Origin of the sequence: Streptomyces sp. NBC_00727 (assembly GCF_045161745.1) — a bacterium.
Taxonomy (GTDB): Bacteria; Actinomycetota; Actinomycetes; order Streptomycetales; family Streptomycetaceae; genus Streptomyces.
Map to the genome: position 1 here is coordinate 3,022,169 of NZ_CP108981.1, position 15,444 is coordinate 3,037,612.

The 15,444-nt window shown below is 69.1% G+C and carries 10 protein-coding genes; all 10 read right to left on the reverse strand.

Translation table 11 applies throughout. The annotated features are described in order from the left end of the window. Nucleotides 1-111: 111 nt before the first annotated feature. The 10 genes from OG242_RS13545 to OG242_RS13590 all read right to left on the reverse strand — a co-directional run bounded on the left by OG242_RS13545 (nt 112) and on the right by OG242_RS13590 (nt 15,322). Complete coding sequence (locus tag OG242_RS13545) at nt 112-3,348, reverse strand: type I restriction endonuclease subunit R (protein ID WP_405898415.1); 3,237 nt, start codon at nt 3,346-3,348, stop codon at nt 112-114. Continuing rightward, complete coding sequence (locus OG242_RS13550; protein ID WP_405898416.1) at nt 3,345-4,562, reverse strand: restriction endonuclease subunit S; 1,218 nt, start codon at nt 4,560-4,562, stop codon at nt 3,345-3,347. Before OG242_RS13550 ends, OG242_RS13545 begins: the two co-directional genes overlap by 4 nt. Beyond that, complete coding sequence (locus OG242_RS13555; RefSeq protein WP_405898417.1) at nt 4,559-6,172, reverse strand: type I restriction-modification system subunit M; 1,614 nt, start codon at nt 6,170-6,172, stop codon at nt 4,559-4,561. The genes OG242_RS13550 and OG242_RS13555 overlap by 4 nt, the downstream gene beginning before the upstream one ends. 36 nt (nt 6,173-6,208) lie before the next feature. Further along, complete coding sequence (locus tag OG242_RS13560; RefSeq protein ID WP_405898418.1) at nt 6,209-8,362, reverse strand: N-6 DNA methylase; 2,154 nt, start codon at nt 8,360-8,362, stop codon at nt 6,209-6,211. After that, on the reverse strand, nt 8,359-9,033 hold the full coding sequence (locus tag OG242_RS13565; RefSeq protein WP_405898419.1) for a hypothetical protein: 675 nt from the start codon (nt 9,031-9,033) through the stop codon (nt 8,359-8,361). The genes OG242_RS13560 and OG242_RS13565 overlap by 4 nt, the downstream gene beginning before the upstream one ends. A 397-nt stretch (nt 9,034-9,430) precedes the next feature. After that, nucleotides 9,431-10,432: a porphobilinogen synthase gene (gene hemB, locus OG242_RS13570; protein WP_405898420.1), complete on the reverse strand. Its 1,002-nt coding sequence runs from the start codon at nt 10,430-10,432 to the stop codon at nt 9,431-9,433. Nucleotides 10,433-10,543: 111 nt separating this feature from the next. Beyond that, nucleotides 10,544-12,211 (reverse strand): uroporphyrinogen-III synthase, encoded by a 1,668-nt coding sequence (locus OG242_RS13575; protein ID WP_405898421.1) that lies wholly within the window; start codon nt 12,209-12,211, stop codon nt 10,544-10,546. Further along, a complete protein-coding gene (gene hemC / locus OG242_RS13580; RefSeq protein WP_405898422.1) occupies nt 12,208-13,170 on the reverse strand; it encodes a hydroxymethylbilane synthase in 963 nt (320 codons plus the stop codon). Before hemC ends, OG242_RS13575 begins: the two co-directional genes overlap by 4 nt. Beyond that, nucleotides 13,167-14,561 (reverse strand): glutamyl-tRNA reductase, encoded by a 1,395-nt coding sequence (locus OG242_RS13585; protein ID WP_405898423.1) that lies wholly within the window; start codon nt 14,559-14,561, stop codon nt 13,167-13,169. The genes hemC and OG242_RS13585 overlap by 4 nt, the downstream gene beginning before the upstream one ends. Then, nucleotides 14,558-15,322, reverse strand: coding sequence for a redox-sensing transcriptional repressor Rex (locus OG242_RS13590; RefSeq protein ID WP_164639981.1), 765 nt, complete (start codon nt 15,320-15,322; stop codon nt 14,558-14,560). Before OG242_RS13590 ends, OG242_RS13585 begins: the two co-directional genes overlap by 4 nt. Nucleotides 15,323-15,444 lie beyond the last annotated feature (122 nt).

A 15,444-nucleotide genomic window follows, 5' to 3' on the forward strand; every position in this document is an offset into this window, starting at 1 on the left:
AGACCTGGGCCCCGAGACCCGGGCTCCGGGAGGCGACCCGCGCCGGGGGCAGGCGCCCGACCGGGGCGCTGCCGCCTCCGCCGGCACCTCCATCAGCGACAGTCGTCCAGCTCAGGCCATCGCCTCGGCCAGGTCCTCCGCCTGCTTCAGCACCCGCTTGATCGCTGCAGGCTGCTTGCCCGGCGGATATCCGTACTTCCGCAGGAGCCGGAGCACGCGGGCCATGATCCGGTCCCTGGCCTGCTCCTTGAGCTTCCAGTCGACGGTGACGTCCTTGCGGATCTGCTCGTAGAGCTCATGCGCGATCCGCGCGAGGACCGAGTCCTCCATCTGCTCGACCGCCGAGGGATCGGCTGCCAGCGCGTCGTAGAAGGCCAACTCGTCCTCGGTCAGCCCGAGGTCCTTGGCCCGCCCCCTGTCGGCGGACACCTCTTGCGCCAGCTTGATGAGGAACTTCATGAACTCGGCGGCTGTCAGGAGCCCGTTCGTGTACCGGTTCATCGCCGCCTGCACCCGGCTCGTGAAGCTCTCCTGCCGGGTCAGGTTACGGGGGTGGGCGTCCCGGATCTCCTTGAGCAAGGCCCGCCGGAGGGCCTCGATCGCCAGGTTGGGATGCTTCGACGCCTGAAGCTTCTTCAGGAGGGACTCGTCCAGATGTGACAGGTCCGGTTTGCTCAGACCGGCCGCGTCGTAGATGTCCACGACACCGTCGGCGGCGATGACCGAGGCATGAAGCTGGGCGATGAGCAGTTCCAAGTCCGCCGCGGTGGCTGCGCTCTGCTCCTGTCGCTCGTCCGCCGTGTACTTCTCCCGCGACTTCCGCACGGACTCGAAGAACCGGATGTCGGGCAGCAGATCCTGCACGCGCTGATCGGTCGGGCAGAGCGAGAACGCCTGTCGAAGCTGGCCTGAGTGATACATGAACCGCTGTTTGCGCGTGGCCTGTTCGGGCCCCAGCCCTGGCTCCGGGGCGATCAAGAACTCCAGCACTTCGACAAGGCCCTCGCGGTAGGAGCGAGCACCGCCGACTGCGAGCGCCTTCCTCCACTGGCACCCATGCAGGAGGTCCACGATCTGCTGGTGGCTCTCCCGAACAATCTGGACCGCTCCCGCGAGATCGGCACCCAGCATGGGGTCCGCCTGGTCCTGCTCGGAGTACTCGGCGAGGGCTTCCTTGATTTCCCGTATGACACCCTGGAAGTCGACGACCAGCCCGGAGGGCTTGCCGGGCCAAGTGCGGTTGACACGGGCGATGGCCTGCATGAGCGCGGCCCCGCGCATGCGTTTGTCCAGGTAGAGCGTGTGCAGGGGCGGTGCATCGAAGCCGGTCAGCCACAGGGACTGGACGATCACCAGCTCCAGTTCATCCTCGGGGTCGGTGACCCGTTCCTGGATCTTCTTCAGCTGGGTGGGCGTGCGGACGTAGTCACTGACCTCTTCGGTGTCCGTAGCCGGGTTACTGGTGAAGGCGACACGAATGCGTCCGGTGGAGTCGGTCAGCAGCCCCGTCTTCGGGTCGCGTTCCCCCTTCCAGTCCGGCCTGCGCCGGATCACTGCCTCGAACAGGCGCGCAGCAATGGCTCGGGACGCACAGACGACCATGCCCTTGCCCCGGTAGTCCGTGAGCTTCTTCATCTCCGTGCTGCGGGCGTCCCAGTGCTCCAGCAGGTGTCCGGCCAGCTCCTCGATGCGTGCCGACGAGCCGATCAACGCCTCGTACCGCCCGAACTGCTGGCGTGCGGCACGTTTCTCGTCGTCGCTTAGCCCTTCGATCAGCCCCTCGGCGCGGGCATTCAGGTCGTCGAGGTCGGCGTCCTTGATCATGTCGACCTTGACGAGGTGCGGTTCGTAGAAGACGGGCACGGTCGCCCCGTCGTCGACGGCCTGCGTGAGGTCGTACGTGTGGATGTTCCCGCCAAAGACACCTTGTGTGCTGCCCGTGCTGTTGTTGATGGGGGTGCCGGTGAAGGCGATGAACGTGGCGTTCGGGAGAGCGTCGCGCAGGTTGCGGGCGTAGCCGTCGATGAAGTCGTAGTGGCTGCGGTGTGCCTCGTCGACGACGACGATCACGTCACGGCGCGGCGAGATCTGCGGATGCCGGACACCGGCCTTGCGCTCGGCCTCGGTCAGCCGGAACTTCTGGAGCGTCGCGAAGATGACCCCGCCGTTGCTCTTCGGGCTGTTGAGCAGCTCACGCAGCGTCCCGGCATCGTCGGCGGTCTCCGGCTTCTTCTGCTTCGTCCGCTTGCGCAGGGTGTCACTGGCGGCGAACGTCCGGTACAGCTGGTCGTCGAGGTCGATCCGGTCCGTCAGCATGAGGAAGGTCGGACTCGACAGCTCGGGTGTCGAGGCGGCCTTCCCCACGTAGAAGAGCATCTCCTCGCTCTTCCCCGCGCCCTGCGTGTGCCAGACGACACCCGCCCGGCCGTCGGTCGCGAGGGCCGCCTCGGTGGCCCGGACGGCAGCGTTCACGGCGATGTACTGGTGGGCCTTGGCGAGCTTGACCGTGTTGACGTCGCCGGACTTCTCGGCGGAGTACGAGAGGAAGTTGCCGATCAGGTCCAGGAGCCGGGCCGGCTCGAACGCCCCGTACAGCATGCGCTCCAGCGCCCGCCCGTCCTCGCGCTGGTACTTGCGCAGCATGCGGTCCTGGTCGTCGGCGTGCCAGGGGGCCATGTGCTGCCAGGGCGTGCAGGGCGTACCCACGCGGGCGGTGATCCCGTCGGAAGCGAGCATGACGAGGAACGTGGCGAACGTACCGGTCTGCTTCAACTCACTCCGGTACCGCTGCAGCTGGTTGTAGGCGGTACGGGCACTGTCCTTGCTGTCGGCCTTCTTCAGCTCCATGACCGCGAGCGGCAGGCCGTTCACGTACAGAACGATGTCGAATATGAACGTCCGGTCCTTGACGCTCGTGATGCGGACCTGGCTCGCCGCGATCAGGTCATTGGCGTGGGGATCGCCGAAGTCGACCGGCCGGATGACCGCATGACGCTTGTCGCCCGTGGCGGGGTCGTCGTACGGGACGGAGATTCCGCCGGTGAGCCTCTCGTAGAAGCGGTGGTTCTCGCGGAGGTCGTGCTGCGTGAGCTGGGCGAGGAGCGCCGGTATGGCGTCGTCGGCCACGCTCTCGGGCAGCTGCGGGTAGCGCCGCCGGATCGCCTTGCGGAGGTTGGGGTACAGGACGAGGTCCCCCCACCCCTTCCGTACGCGGTACGCGGGCCCTAGCTCGGCCCCGGACACGTGCTGCCACCCGATCTCGCCGAGAACGCCGAGGGCGTGCAGCTCCAGTTCCTTCTCGGTGAGGCGGTCGGTGGGGGGCTCGCCGATAGGGTGGGCGCTCCTCACACGGCCTCCTCTACGACGCGGGTGGCGTCCTTGACGCGGATCTTGCCGGTGATGAGTTGGGGAAGGAGGGTGTCGCGGAGGGTCGCAAGGGTGCGCGACTCTGCATCGAACCGCCTGGCAAGGGCGAATGCGGATCCACAATGGTTTTCCAGGTCCGCCAGGTCCTGCGTTCGCGGGCGGGGCATGAGGTAGCTCACCAGGCGATCCACCTGGCAGCGCTGCCTTCCGGACGAGCCGCTCATGCTCATGATTGCGTGAGCACGGAAACGAGGACTGCGCGCGATCATGTACGGAAAATGTACAGGGAGCCCTCGGCGAGCCCGCATGACGATGAACTCTGTGGAGCCGATCCCGACTTCTCCTGGCTCCATAAAATCCACGAAAGCCGTTTTGCCGTTCTCCAGACATGGAGTAATGCGAGCCATGACGGTGTCACCATTTGTGAACCGCGCCCCTCCGCCCGGAGGTCTCGTGGTCCATCGCCGCACCCTGGCTGAATCCACCGTCGGAAGAGCAGCCATGTCCACGTAGACGGCCTCCTCCACCTGAGGCCTCGGCACCTTGGGATTAAACTCGATCACCTCGTCGACGCGAATCGCATCCTCAGAATTCCGCACGTCACGGTCGAAGCCGTACGCGGCGAAGCGGGCATGCAAGAGCTTCTCCATGGTCGCGACGGCCTGCGCATTCGCGAAGATCTTACGGTCCAAGGCACTAAGGACCTCGGCGACAGCCTGCTGCACGTCGATCGGAGGACAAGCGACCATGAGGTTCGCCAGGTCACTCACGCGGATTCCAGCTGCAGCGACCTGCTCAACGATCGACTCGATCCGCAAGCGCCCTTGAGGCGAAAGAAAATAATAGTAGAGGAACTCCGGATCAACTTTCGCACGGTCAAACCGTGCGCGAATAATCGAGCTCTCCCACGTTGTCGGAGAATCCGCCTCAATAACAAGGCAACACTTTCCGGCACCTTCCAGCGTCAGGGAACGTCGAGCAAATAGAAGGTCCCCCCTTCGAAGCAGGTACCTGTCGAAGTCGCTGTAATCCACCTCAACTAGCGACATAGGCACGGCACCTAGTCGCGGATACCTGAAAAGCTCGCCCATGTTGACCATAGGGATGCCGGAACCTCGACGGTCCTTGGCCACGGTCACCCCACTGCGCAGCGGATAGGACAACAGATCACTCAGGCGTGCCTCAGGGAAACTCACTTCACCCTCCCCAACTGCTCATCCACAACCTTCGCCAACCGCTCCGACTCCGCGAACTGCTCCCGCAGCAACGCCGTGAGCCGCGCGATCTTCTCCTCCACCGGCTCCGCGTCCGGGTCGACGTCAACCTCCGCCGTCCCCACGTACCGCCCCGGCGTCAGTACGAAGTCGTGCTCCGCGACCGCGTCCACGCCCACGCTCGCGCAGAACCCAGGCACGTCCTCATACGCGCCCGCCCCCTCCGCCCCCCGCCAAGCCCGCACCGTGTCACCGATGCGTCCGACGATCTCCTCCGGCGTCAGCTCCCGCAGCGTCCGGTTCTTCATCACGCCGAACTCGCGCGCGTCGATGAACAGAACCTCGCGCCTACGCCCTCGCACCCACCCCGAGTGCCGCCCCTTCCCCTCCGCCAGGAACCATAGGCACGCCGGGATCTGCGTCGACCGGAACAACTGTCCGGGCAACGCCACCATGCACATCACCAGGTCGTCCTCGACCATGCCCCGGCGGATGTCGCCCTCACCGGACTGCTTACTGCTCATCGAGCCGTTCGCGAGAACGACACCCGCCCGGCCGCTCGGCGCGAGCTTGCTGATCATGTGCTGGAGCCACGCGTAGTTCGCGTTGCCGACGGGCGGAGCCCCGTACACCCACCGCTTGTCCATACCGAGCATCTCCCCGCCCCAGTCGGAGATGTTGAACGGCGGGTTGGCCATCACCACATCCGCCTTGAGCTCCGGATGCTGGTCGTTGCGGAAGGTGTCGGCCGGTTCGTCGCCCAAATTCGCTTCCACACCATGGATGGCCAAGTTCATATGAGCCAGCTGCCAGGTCGTCTGGTTGAGCTCCTGGCCGTAAACCGCGACGTTCAGCGGATTCCCGCCGTGCGACTCGATGAACTTCTCCGCCTGCACGAACATGCCGCCCGACCCGCAGGCCGGGTCGTACACCCGCTCCCCCGGCTTCGGCTCCAGCACCTCCACCAGGAGCTGCACCACGCTTTCTGGGGTGAAGTACTCGCCGCCCTTGCGGCCCTCCTTCAGCGCGAACTCGGCCAGGAAGTACTCGTACACCTCCCCCATGATGTCCCGCGCGCCCTTACGGCGGCCGTCGTCGCCCAACTGCTCCTGGAAGGCGAGCCGGTCCAACAGCCTGATCAGCCCGACGAGGCGCTCATCATCGACCCGGCCGGCGGCGTAGATCTTCGGCAGGGTCTTCTTCAGCGCCGGGTTCTGCGCCTCGATCGCCAGCATCGCCGCGTCGATCGCCTCGCCTACCGTCTGCCCTTCCACGGTCGCGCCGGCCCGCTCGAGAACTGCCTCCCAACGGGCGGTCGGGGGTACGTAGAAGATGCCCGCGCCCGTGTACTCGCGCCGCTCCTCCAGCGTGACGAGGATGTCCTCCTCGCTCCAGCCGCCCTCCTCCCGCAGCTCGGCCTCCAGCTGTGCACGCTTCTCGCTCATCGCGGCGGAGACGTACTTGAGGAAGACGAGGCCCAGCACGAAGTGCTTGTAGGCGGCGGCATCCAGACTGCCGCGCAGCTTGTCCGCGGCCTGCCACAGGATCTGCTTCATGTCGGCGGGTTCGGCCTGCTTCTTACGGGGTGGCACAGGGCACTCGTTTCTCTCGTCGTTCACAAAGGGCCGTCAGGCCCGCGGGCCCGGATCGGACCGCTTACGCAGGCGCAGGTCACCGTCCGCGACGCCCGCCGCCAGCCGCTCGGCCAGGGTGTCCAGCGCGGCCAACTGCCGCCGTACCTCAGCCCGGTGGCGCTCGGCTTCGGCCAGGATCGCTTCCAGGTCGGCGATCTCGTCCCTGGGCAACTGCGGCAGGTCCGTGTCCTGTACGCTCACCCGCCGCACAAGGGACCCGCTGCCGCGTCGCTGGTTCCGGGGAGCAGCCAAAAGGTGAGCGAGCGCCTGGGGCCGCATCCACAAACTTTCGGAGGGCTGCGTCCCGCTCTTCGCCCGCTCGTTCAGATGCGCGCGGTACGCCGCGATCCGCAGCCCTTGCACCGGCGCCAACAGCACGCAGCCCCCCGCATCGTCCACCCGCGTGCGAACCCCGTGCTCAGTCAGCAGGAGAACATCACCCCGGTCGGTGACCGTCGCCTTCGAGTAAGCGGCCAAGTGCTCGGGGAGGATGCGTCGGCCACCGATCGGAAGGGCGCCCAGCATCTCCTCCCGCCCGACCACTGGTACGCCGGCGTCGCCGATATCGCTCTCCCGAATTCGGTAACCGGTCAGCAGCTTCAGCGAACCCGCCTTCAGCTGGTCGCCGACCTTGATATGCCGCACCGCATCGGAACGCTTGCGCACTCCGAGTCCGCCGAGCCACTCCTTCAGCTCCGGCAACACATCGAAGGCGTTCTGCCGCGCCTCCCGAGTGGCGGCGAGGTGGTCGAGCCCCTGCTCCGGCGAGGCCAGCCGGTGCGCGGGCAGGACTGAGCGGCCGTCGGCGAGCGACTCGGCACCGGCACCCGCCTGCACAGCGCCATACCGGGCTTCCTCCGCGACCGGCGAAGTGCGGGTCCTCATGATCTCGGCGACATGACGCGTCCAGTCGGCACCCACGCGCCTGGCGATCCTGTCGGCGTCGACCAGAAGCACCCGCCCCCTGTCCTCGGGCGAAGCGTCCCGGCGCAGGACGAGCAGGGCGTGCTCCGCACCGGTCCGGAAGGGATGGATACGGCGGGGCAGTTGAATGACCGCCGCCAGGGCATCGCGTTCGAACAGTTCCTCCCGCATCCGTACCGTCGGCGTCGACTCGCCGGTACGGGGGCGGGTCAGGGTCCACGACGGCACCACGACGTAGCCGCGCCCCTGGGGGTTCAGCCGGCGTACGGCTTCGAGTGCCCAGCCGAGCGGGCCGTCCTCGTCACGGTCTCGTTCGCCCGAGGCGTACGGGGGGTCGGCGACGACGACGTCCGCGTGCGAGAGCCTGTACGGGGCGCCGATCCCGGGCCGGCCCCTCTCCTGCGGGGCGTCAAGGTCGGAGGGGGAGGCGAAGACATCCACGTGTCCCATCCAGTGGCACAGCAACCGGGAGATCAACAGTGTGCGGCGAAAGGCGTCGGCCTCGACCGCCACCAAGTCGCCATGACCGTCCAGGTCCCTGAGTCCGAGGAGCAACTCCCCCGTACCCGCACAGAGGTTGATCACGGAGGCCTGCTCGTCCGTACCACCGCCGAGCGACCCAACGAGATGAGACACCAGGTCCACAACAGGTTGCGGGGTGGCATCCATGGCCAGGTCCGACTCGAGTCGTCCCGCCAGGTTGAGAACCTCGTCCGCAGCCGCTCCCTGGCCACCGCGCACCTCGGCGAGGTCTCTGGCCACGTCCCGGACAAGGGCGGTGGCGGCAGCCCGGTCCGGCAGAAGAGTCGGGGGCAGATACTCGGGCACCCATGCCTCACCCTCGGCGTCCATGGCCAGAACAGCGAGCACCTGCGCGATGAGACGGTCCGCCGAGCGGGTCTCGTGCCGGAGCGCGACCAGACGCCTCACCTTCAGTTCCTGGCGGAACCGCTCCCCGTAGGTGAGAGGAACCCCGTCCCTCTCGGTGTCGGTGTCAGGGAGCGGTCGCCGATCAAGCCAACGCGCGATCTCTTCAGCATCGAAGAGTGGCTTGCCCTCGGTACCGGCGACGGGTCCCGGAAACGCAGGACGCTTGTCGTTCGCTGCCTCCAGCACATCCTGGGCGAACCGCCGACGCCAGTTACTGACGGTGGGGCGGCCCACACCCGCCAGCTGCTTGATCTCCCCGAGCGTCACCCGCTCTCCGTGCTGCCCCTCGCTCACAACCGCATCTCCTCGTCTCCGCACACGACCCGCGCTCGCCGGGCGAGCACTTCAGGCACCTGGCTGTACTTCTCATGCCGGGCCGCCGTCTCCGGAGAGAGGTAGCGAATCAGTCCGACGACGGTCCGGAAGTCGTCCTCCAGGCTGCGGTGACAGATCCGCTCGTGGTGCGCGATGCGGTTACGAAACAAGCGGACCGACTCGAACTCGCTCTGCAACGGACCACGTCGCCCCACGTAGCCACGGAAACAGTGCCGCAGTGCCGGCTGCCAGAACTGAAACTCGTAGTTGCTGGCAGTGCCAAGGAGCCCCACCCAGAAGCCGAACATCAGCTTCGCCACCATGTCGTCCGACCCGAATCGGTTACCGCGCTTGCGTCGCAGGCTCTCCTCGGCGTCCAGAACCTGGTTCTCGCTGACGCGACTCAGCCGTACCCGGGGCGCACGCCACCAGTCATCCCTTCCGTACCGGCCCACGAGTTGCCTGTGCAGCCGGTTACGTAAACTCACTTCGAGGTCACGCAGGGGACCGTGGAACGCCCGTGCGATCTCCCCGTCCCAGGCGTAGAGGCGCAGCGCGGCAACCCGATCGCCCCTGCAGTCGTCGAGGTACGGCTGAAAGCGCTGCTGCGAAATCGCCTCGATGACGCCCTGCGCCTCGTTTCCGGTCACTGCCGCCGCCTTTCGGACCGCCTGCGGGCGTGTTAGCCTCGCTGACGTACGCCTTGGAGTCCTGTCACTGCTCAGACACACAGCCCGGGGCACAGCCTGGTAAACCGCCGTCGTGTGCGCCCGTCCGATTCAGGCGCACGCGACGGCGCACCCATGCCGCCACCGGCAGGCACTCAGGCCCCCGAAGGCATCACGCCTCGGCTTCGTACGACCCTAGCGACTCCCCGACGATCTGTCCATGATTCGTCGCGAGCAACCAGTGAGAAGCGCCCTTCTCGGCGGATGCTCGTAGCTTACTGAGGTCACGAGAAGAACCCCGAAGTGAATTGCTCGCGCGCATTTCTCCGGCATTGCCCCGCTCCCGGCAGCAATCGCCGCCGGATTCCCCCCATTTCTCTCAGCGCTGCGCGCCCAGCCGCTGCGCGACCTCCGTCGCCCAGTACGTCAGGATCAGCTGCGCGCCCGCGCGGCGGATGCCCGTCAGGCTCTCCATGATCGCCGCGTCCCGGTCGATCCAGCCCTTCTCGGCGGCGGCCTCGATCATCGCGTACTCGCCGCTGATCTGGTACGCCGCGACCGGTACGTCCGACGCCTCGGCGACCTTCGCCAGGATGTCCAGGTAAGGGCCCGCCGGCTTGACCATGACCATGTCCGCGCCCTCTTCGAGGTCGAGCGCCAGCTCGCGCAGGGACTCGCGGATGTTGGCCGGGTCCTGCTGGTAGGTCTTGCGGTCGCCCTTGAGCGAGGAGCCGACGGCCTCGCGGAACGGGCCGTAGAACGCGGAGGAGTACTTCGCGGTGTACGCGAGGACCGCGACGTCCTCGTGGCCCGTCTGGTCGAGCGCGTCGCGGATGACGCCGACCTGGCCGTCCATCATCCCGCTGGGGCCCACCACATGGGCGCCCGCGTCGGCCTGGACCTGGGCCATCTCCGCGTACCGCTCCAGGGTCGCGTCGTTGTCCACGCGGCCGTCCGAGGTCAGTACACCGCAGTGCCCGTGGTCGGTGAACTCGTCCAGGCACAGGTCCGACATGACGATGAGGTCGTCGCCGACCTCCTCGCGCACCGCGCGCAGCGCGACCTGGAGGATGCCGTCCGGGTCGGTGCCCGCCGTGCCCCGGCCGTCCTTCTTCTCGTCCAGCGGGACGCCGAACAGCATGATCCCCGAGACTCCGGCCGAGACCGCCTCGACGGCGGCCTTCCGCAGGGTGTCCAGGGTGTGCTGCTGCACGCCGGGCATGGCCGAGATCGCGACCGGGGCGTCGATGCCCTCGCGGACGAACGCGGGCAGGATCAGGTTGGCCGGATCGAGCCGTGTCTCGGCGACCATCCGCCGCATCGCGGGGGTCGTCCGCAGCCGACGGGGCCGCGAGCCGGGGAAGTTTCCGTACACAGTCATCCTTCGAGACTAGACCCGCGCGCCCCGCGCTCTTACCGACACCAGTGCCGGGAAAGAGCCGGGCCCGACCCCCTCCGGAGAGGTGGCCGGGCCCCGCGTCACAGCACCGGATCAGGTCGTCGTACGCCGCCTGCGCGCACCCGGGCGGCGCTCGCTGGGCCGGGTCACCGGATCACCGGCCTCCCGGGCCGCGTCCCGGCGCCGCGAGCCGAACTCGGCCAGCGCCTCGGCCAGCTTGTGCACCGAGGGCTCCGGCGACAGGACGTCCACGCGCAGCCCGTGCTCCTCGGCGGTCTTCGCCGTGGCGGGGCCGATGCACGCGATGACCGTCACGTTGTGCGGCTTGCCGGCGATGCCGACCAGGTTGCGGACGGTCGAGGACGAGGTGAAGAGCACCGCGTCGAAGCCGCCGCCCTTGATCGCCTCGCGGGTCTCGGCCGGCGGCGGCGAGGCGCGGACCGTGCGGTACGCGGTGACGTCGTCGACCTCCCAGCCCAGCTCGATCAGCCCGGCCACCAGGGTCTCCGTGGCGATGTCGGCGCGCGGCAGGAAGACGCGGTCGATCGGGTCGAAGACCGGGTCGTACGGCGGCCAGTCCTCAAGCAGCCCGGCCGCGGACTGCTCGCCCGAGGGCACCAGGTCCGGCTTCACACCGAAGTCGATCAGCGCGGCGGCGGTCTGCTCGCCGACGGCCGCGACCTTGATCCCCGCGAAGGCCCGGGCGTCGAGCCCGTACTCCTCGAACTTCTCCCGGACGGCCTTCACGGCGTTGACGCTGGTGAAGGCGATCCACTCGTACCGGCCGGTGACCAGGCCCTTGACCGCGCGCTCCATCTGCTGGGGCGTACGCGGCGGCTCGACAGCGATCGTCGGCACCTCGTGCGGCACCGCACCGTAGGAACGCAGCTGGTCGGAGAGCGACGCCGCCTGCTCCTTCGTACGCGGCACGAGCACCTTCCAGCCGAACATCGGCTTGGACTCGAACCACGCGAGCTGGTCGCGCTGGGCGGCGGAGCTGCGCTCCCCGACCACGGCTATGACCGGCTGGTGCCCCTCCGGCGACGGGAGCACCTTGCCCTGCTTGAAGACCTGGGCGATCGTCCCGAGGGTCGCCGTCCAGGTGCGCTGGCGCGTCGTCGTGCCGGCGGCCGTCACGGTCAGCGGGGTGTCGGGCTTGCGGCCCGCCGCGACCAGCTCCCCGGCGGCGGCGGCCACCGTGTCCAGCGACGTCGAGAGGACGCACGTGGCGTCGCTCGCGCCGACCTCGCTCCAGCAGCGGTCGGTGGCCGTACGGGCGTCGACGAACCGTACGTCCGCGCCCTGCGCGTCCCGCAGCGGCACCCCGGCGTACGCGGGCACCCCCACGGCGTTGGCGATGCCCGGGACGACCTCGAAGGGGATGCCGGCCGAGGCGCAGGCCAGCATCTCGCCGGCCGCGTTCCCGTCCAGGCCGGGGTCGCCGGCCACGGCACGGACGACCCGCCTGCCGCCCTTCGCGGCCTCCATGACAAGATTGGCCGCGTCCCTGAGAACGGGCACCCCGGCGGCTGTTGACTGCGCGTCAACAACCGTCAGCTCAGGCGTGCTTACGCCTGCCCGCGCATGGCAGCGGACGACGCCGAGAACATCCGGTTCGGCGACAAGAACGTCCGCGCTCGCAAGCGCCTCGACGGCGCGCAGGGTCAGCAGTCCCGGATCGCCGGGACCGGCACCGAGGAAGGTGACGTGCCCTGCGGACTGGACCGGGAAATCGGATGCGGCGGGGCCGGTGGGGCTCAAAGTGCTCGCTCCCCCATAAGACCGGCCGCACCCTTGGCAAGCATCTCGGCCGCGAGTTCGCGACCGATCGCCGCCGCGTCGTCGTGCGACGTGGGAACGGGACCGGTGGTGGACATCTGCACCAGCGAGGCACCGTCGGTGGAACCGACGACACCGCGCAGGCGCAGTTCGTTGACAGCCTGACCGTCGGCGAGGAGGTCGGCCAGCGCACCCACGGGTGCGGAACAGCCGGCTTCCAGGGCGGCGAGCAGGGCACGCTCGGCGGTCACGGCGGCCCGGGTGTACGGGTCGTCGAGCTCGGCGAGCGCGGCGGCGAGGTCGGCGCTGCTCGCAGCGCACTCGATCGCCAGTGCTCCCTGGCCGGGAGCGGGCAGCACGGTGTCGACCGACAGGAAGTCGGTCACCTCACCACTGCGGCCGAGGCGGCTGAGCCCGGCCGCGGCGAGAACCACCGCGTCCAGCTCGCCGTCACGTACGAACCCGATCCGGGTGTCGACGTTGCCCCGGATCGGCACGGTCTCGATGTCGAGGCCGTGGCTCCGGGCGTACGCGTTGAGCTGGGCCATGCGGCGCGGCGATCCGGTGCCGATACGGGCGTCGGCCGGCAGCTGCGCGAGGGTCAGCCCGTCCCGGGCCACCAGCACGTCGCGCGGGTCCTCACGGACCGGCACGGCGGCGAGGACGAGGCCCTCGGGCTGCGCGGTCGGCAGGTCCTTGAGCGAGTGGACGGCGAAGTCCACCTCGCCGCGCAGCAGCGCGTCGCGCAGCGCGGCGACGAACACGCCGGTCCCGCCGATCTGCGCCAGGTGCTCCCGCGAGGTGTCCCCGTACGTGGTGATCTCGACGAGTTCGACGGCGCGGCCGGTCACCTCGCTGACCGCGTCGGCGACGTGCCCGGACTGCGCCATGGCGAGCTTGCTGCGCCTGGTCCCCAGCCGCAGGGGTGAGTTGTCGGTCATGACCGCCCTCGATTCGGGTCGTTCAGGTCTGCCCGGGAGACGGCGGCGACCGTCTGCGGGTCGAGGTCGAAGAGTTCTCGCAGCGCGTCCGCGTACCCGGCGCCGCCGGGCTCGCTGGCGAGCTGCTTGACCCGCACGGTGGGCGCGTGCAGGAGCTTGTCGACGACGCGGCGCACGGTCTGCGTGATCTCGGCGCGCTGCTTCTCGTCCAGGTCGGGGAGGCGTCCGTCCAGCCGCGTGATCTCGTCCGCGACCACACCGGCGGCCATCGTGCGCAGGGCGACGACGGTCGGGGTGATGTGGGCGGCGCGCTGGGCGGCACCGAAGGCGGCGACCTCGTCGGCGACGATGGTGCGCACCTGGTCCACATCGGCGGCCATCGGGGCGTCGGCCGACGCCTCCGCGAGCGACTCGATGTCGACGAGGCGCACACCGTCGAGGCGTCCGGCGCCCGCGTCGATGTCGCGCGGCATGGCGAGGTCGAGCAGCGCCACGCGGACCGGTCCGGTGGACTGCGCCGGGATGAGGCCGCTCGCCGCGTCCCGGGCGGGGGCGAGGCCGAGGGCCCCGGCGACGGCGTCGGCGGTGAGCACGAGGCCGGTGGCGCCGGTGCACGAGACGACGATGTCGGCACGTGTCAGTTCACCCGTGACCTCGCCCATCTCCACGGCGTGCGCGCGCACGCCGGTGGAGCCGGGCTGGTTCAGGATCTCGGCCAGGCGGTCTGCGCGGGCCCGGGTGCGGTTGGCGACGACGATCTCGGCGACGCCGGTGCGGGCCAGGGTCGCGGCGGCCAGCGAGGACATGGAGCCGGCGCCGATGACGAGGGCGCGCTTGCCCTTGGCCCAGGCGGCGGTGTCGGGGCCGTCGGCGAGCTGTTCCAGGCCGAAGGTGACGAGCGACTGCCCGGCCCGGTCGATCCCGGTCTCGCTGTGGGCGCGCTTGCCGACCCGCAGGGCCTGCTGGAAGAGGTCGTTGAGCAGCCGGCCCGCGGTGTGCAGCTCCTGGCCGAGGGCCAGCGCGTCCTTGATCTGGCCGAGGATCTGGCCCTCGCCGACGACCATCGAGTCCAGCCCGCAGGCCACCGAGAAGAGGTGGTGGACGGCCCGGTCCTCGTAGTGCACGTAGAGATACGGAGTGAGCTCGTCGAGCCCGACGCCGCTGTGCTGGGCGAGCAGCGTGGACAGCTCGGCGACGCCCGCGTGGAACTTGTCCACGTCGGCGTACAGCTCGATGCGGTTGCAGGTGGCGAGGACGGCGGCCTCGGCGGCGGGCTCGGCCGCCAGGGTGTCCTGGAGCAGCTTGGCCTGGGTGTCGGCGGCCAGCGAGGCCCGTTCCAGCAGGGAGACGGGGGCGCTGCGGTGGCTCAGACCCACGAGGAGCAGGCTCATGCCGGCATCACGGCGGGCATGTCCCCGTCGGGTCCCTTCCGGCCGGTGGTGGCTCGCACGGGCGGCGCGGCCGGGTCGGGCGTGGTGTCGACGCCCTCCTCACCGGCCTTGCGCTGCTCGTGGAAGGCGAGGATCTGGAGCTCGATGGAGAGGTCGACCTTGCGCACGTCGACGCCGTCGGGCACGGAGAGGACGGTCGGGGCGAAGTTCAGGATCGAGGTGACCCCGGCGGCGACGAGCCGGTCGCACACCTGCTGGGCGGCGCCGGGCGGGGTGGTGATCACGCCGATGGAGACGCCGTTCTCGCTGATGATGCGGTCGAGGTCGTCGGCGTGCTGGACGGGGATGCCCGCGACGGGCGTACCGGCCATCGCCGGGTCGGCGTCGATCAGGGCGGCGACGCGGAAGCCGCGCGAGGCGAAGCCGCCGTAGTTGGCGAGGGCCGCGCCGAGGTTTCCGATGCCGACGATGGCGACCGGCCAGTCCTGGGTGAGGCCCAGTTCGCGCGAGATCTGGTAGACGAGATACTCGACGTCGTAGCCGACGCCGCGCGTCCCGTACGAGCCGAGATAGCTGAAGTCCTTGCGCAGCTTCGCGGAGTTGACCCCCGCCGCCGCCGCGAGCTCCTCGGAGGAGACCGTGGGGACCGAGCGCTCGGAGAGCGCGGTCAGCGCGCGGAGATACAGCGGAAGTCGGGCGACGGTGGCCTCGGGAATTCCTCGGCTGCGGGTCGCCGGTCGGTGATTTCGGCCAGTTGCCACGGTGCTCCTGCGGGATGAGCGGGGCTGCAGGCGGCCGTATGTCCCAAGACCGCCCCGTCGAATGCAGGCTATGTCTTTGTGAACGCGTGCACAAAGATTGTGTCCGTTTTGTCCGGTCAACG